The 3,104-nt window shown below is 72.6% G+C and carries 3 protein-coding genes; all 3 read left to right on the top strand.

Annotated features, from left to right (window positions below; all coding sequences use genetic code 11):
- Positions 1–850 (top strand): 3-(cis-5,6-dihydroxycyclohexa-1,3-dien-1-yl)propanoate dehydrogenase (gene hcaB, locus GUY61_RS36685; RefSeq protein ID WP_313897024.1); only part of this gene is annotated, 850 nt, incomplete at its 5' end.
- Between the two features lie 20 nt (positions 851–870).
- The gene (locus tag GUY61_RS36680) at positions 871–2,454 is read left to right on the top strand and encodes a long-chain fatty acid--CoA ligase (RefSeq protein WP_313897023.1); all 1,584 of its coding nucleotides are present in this window, start codon (positions 871–873) and stop codon (positions 2,452–2,454) included.
- Position 2,455: 1 nt separating this feature from the next.
- Positions 2,456–2,914: a hypothetical protein gene (locus tag GUY61_RS36675; RefSeq protein ID WP_166634626.1), complete on the top strand. Its 459-nt coding sequence runs from the start codon at positions 2,456–2,458 to the stop codon at positions 2,912–2,914.
- Positions 2,915–3,104 lie beyond the last annotated feature (190 nt).

The raw sequence follows: 3,104 nt of genomic DNA, 5'->3' as shown, positions 1-3,104 counted from the left end.
GGACGGGGGCTGGCTGGACGGGGGCTGGCTGGACGGGTACGCCGCGCTGATCACCGGCGGCGGCTCTGGCATCGGCCGCGCGGTCGCCGAGCGGTTCCTGGCCGAGGGTGCCTCGGTGACGATCCTCGGACGTGACGGGGAGCAGCTCGACGAGGTCGTGCGCGCAGCCGCCGACCCCTCACGCGTCCACACCGTGACGGCCGACGTGCGTGACCACAGCGCCCTCCAGGCGGCCGTCGCCGAGACCGTCGAACGCTTCGGCAAGCTCGACACACTCGTCGCCAACGCCGGGGTCTGGGACTACCAGCGTCAGCTCACCCGACTGGGCGCCGGGGAGCTCGACACCGCCTTCGACGAGATCTTCTCCATCAACGTCAAGGGCTATCTGCTGGCCGCGCAAGCCGCCTGGCCCGAGCTGGTCAGGACCCGCGGCAGCATCGTCATGACCCTGTCCAACGCCTCCTTCTACGTCAACGGCGGCGGCCCCCTCTACACCGCCAGCAAGCACGCCTGCCTGGGCCTGATGCGCGAACTCGCCTACGAACTCGCGCCCAAGGTCCGTGTCAACGGCGTCGCCTGCGGCGGCATGAACACCGATCTTCGCGGACCCGAGGCCCTGGCCATGGACGGCCGCTCGATCTCGGCGTCCTTCGCCAGAAAGGGCCCCGGCACCCCGGCTCCGCCCATCCCCCTGCACGACTCCAGCACCGACCCGCGCGACTTCACCGGCCCGTACGTCCTGCTCGCCGCGCGCGAGCAGAGCGGGACCATCACCGGACACGCGATCTCCGCCGACGGCGGCATCGGCGTGCGCGGGTTCGCCCGCGCGGCCGGCGGCGACGACCTCTGATGCTCAACGAGGAGCCGACAGTGACGAGACCCCACCCGCACAACTCCGGCCTCACGGCCGACCTCAACCCTGCCGCCGCGGTCGCACGCAACGCCCGCCACCACGCCGGTACGGTCGTCATCAGCTACCCCGGGGGCGACCTCACCTACGCCGAACTCGACGACAGGGCCGCCCGCCTGGCCACCGTCCTGTCGCGAGGAGGCACCACGGACGGGGACCGAGTGGCCTACCTCGGCCTCAACAGCGCCTCGTTCTTCGTGACGATGCTGGCGGCCTTCCGGCTCGGCGCGCTGTTCGTCCCGGTGAACTTCCGCCTCGCGGACCCCGAGCTCGGCCAGGTCCTCGACCGCAGCGGCGCCGAGGTGATCGTCTGCGAGGAGGGGCACCGCGCCGGCGTCGAGAGGGTACGCGACAGCACCCGCCTGACCCGCTTCCTGCTCGTGGACGACGACCCCGAGGTCCCGGCGGCCGACGCGGACGGCTGGGAGCCCTGGTCCGCCGCCATCGCGGCCGCCCGGCCGGCCTCCTCCGTGGCCGCGAAGCACGCCGACGACCCGGCGATCCTCATGTTCACCTCCGGCACCACCGGCGCGCCCAAGGGGGTCGTGCTGACCCATGGCAACGTCTGGTGGAACTCGGTCAACGTCGAGCTGATGCTGGACACCCGCCGGGGCGACGTCACCTACGCGGCCGCTCCCCTGTTCCACATCGGCGCCCTCAACAGCTTCGCGCTGCGCACCCTGACCCGCGGCGGCACCGTGGTGGTGCGGCGCTCGTTCGACCCGCAGACGTGCCTCGACGACCTCGTGACGCACCGGTTCAACTCGGTGTTCGGCGTGCCGCAGATGTTCGCCGCCCTCGCCCGCGTCCCCGGCTTCTTCGACCACGATCTGAGCCACCTGCGGTCCGTCGTCGTCGCGGGCGCCCCGGTGCCCCCGTCGCTGATCAAGCAGTACGCCGCCCACGGTGTCTGGCTCCAGCAGGCCTGGGGACTGACCGAGACGGCGCCGTTCGCCACGCACCTGCCGGCCGAACGCACCGTGGACAAGACGGGTTCCGCCGGCATCCCCATGCCGTACACGGAGGTGCGGGTCGTCGACATGGTCACCGGGGAACCGGTCGCGGCGGGCGAGCACGGCGAGATCGTCGTCCGCGGTCCGAACGTCACCCCGGGCTACTGGAACAATCCGGAGGCCACCCGTGCCGCGTTCGACGCCGAGGGCTGGTTCCACTCCGGAGACGTCGGCCGTCTGGACGAGGACGGATACCTGTACGTCGTCGACCGCCTCAAGGACATGATCATCACCGGCGGTGAGAACGTCTACCCGGCCGAGGTCGAGCACGCCCTCGCCACCATGCCGGGCGTCGTCGACGTCGCCGTGGTCGGCATCCCGGACGAGCAGTGGGGCGAGACGGTGGCGGCCGTGGTGTCCGTGACCGAGGGCGTCGAGATCACCCTGGAGGACGTGCGCGAGCACACTGCCCGGCACCTGGCCAGGTACAAGCTGCCCAGGCGGCTGACGGTCGTACCGGCCGTACCCAGGAACGGATCCGGAAAACTGGACAAGCCCGTCATCCGGCGCCTCGCGGCAGAGGAGCACTGACGTGATCACCGTTCCCGCGGCGCCCGACCTCCACCTGGACCCGCGCTGGGAGGCCGTACCCGTCCGGCGCGGCCGCCACATGTCCCACCTGCGGGTGACCGGGCACGGCACGGGCATTGACGTGCGGGTGGAACGCTGCGCCGCCGGGCGGCTGCGCCACACCTACCCGGCGGGCGCGCGCGACATGGAGGTGCGCGTCGACGGGCCGTGCCCGCGGGAGACCCTGGCCGCCCTTCTGCGGTCCCTGGCGGACGCCGTCGACGCGGCCGACCCGTCCTGCCGGCGCATCGTGTTCGCCGCCGCCTCCGGTGACCGGGGCAGCGTGACCGCCGCGCAGTCCGCCGGATTCCGGTACGTCACCGACGTCGACCTCGGCCGGGAGGAGCTCAGTCTGCTGGTCGCCGAACCCGCCTGGGTGACGAGGACGGACATCGACCTCGACCGCGTCCCCGGCAGCTGACGCCGCGGGGCGGGCCGGCCGGCACACCTCCCGTCGGCACACCTCCCGTCGGGGCGCCGCACGACCGGGCCGCCCTCGGCCTCGCCTTCGACGGCGACGCCGACCGCTGCTTCGTCGTCGACGAGCGCGGCGAGGGCGTCTCCCCCTCGGCGATCACCGCGCTCGTGGCGGCACGCGAGCTGAAGAAGCA

The organism is Streptomyces sp. GC420, assembly GCF_009916105.1.
Lineage (GTDB): Bacteria > Actinomycetota > Actinomycetes > Streptomycetales > Streptomycetaceae > Streptomyces.
This window is presented reverse-complemented; position numbering and strand designations above follow the sequence as displayed.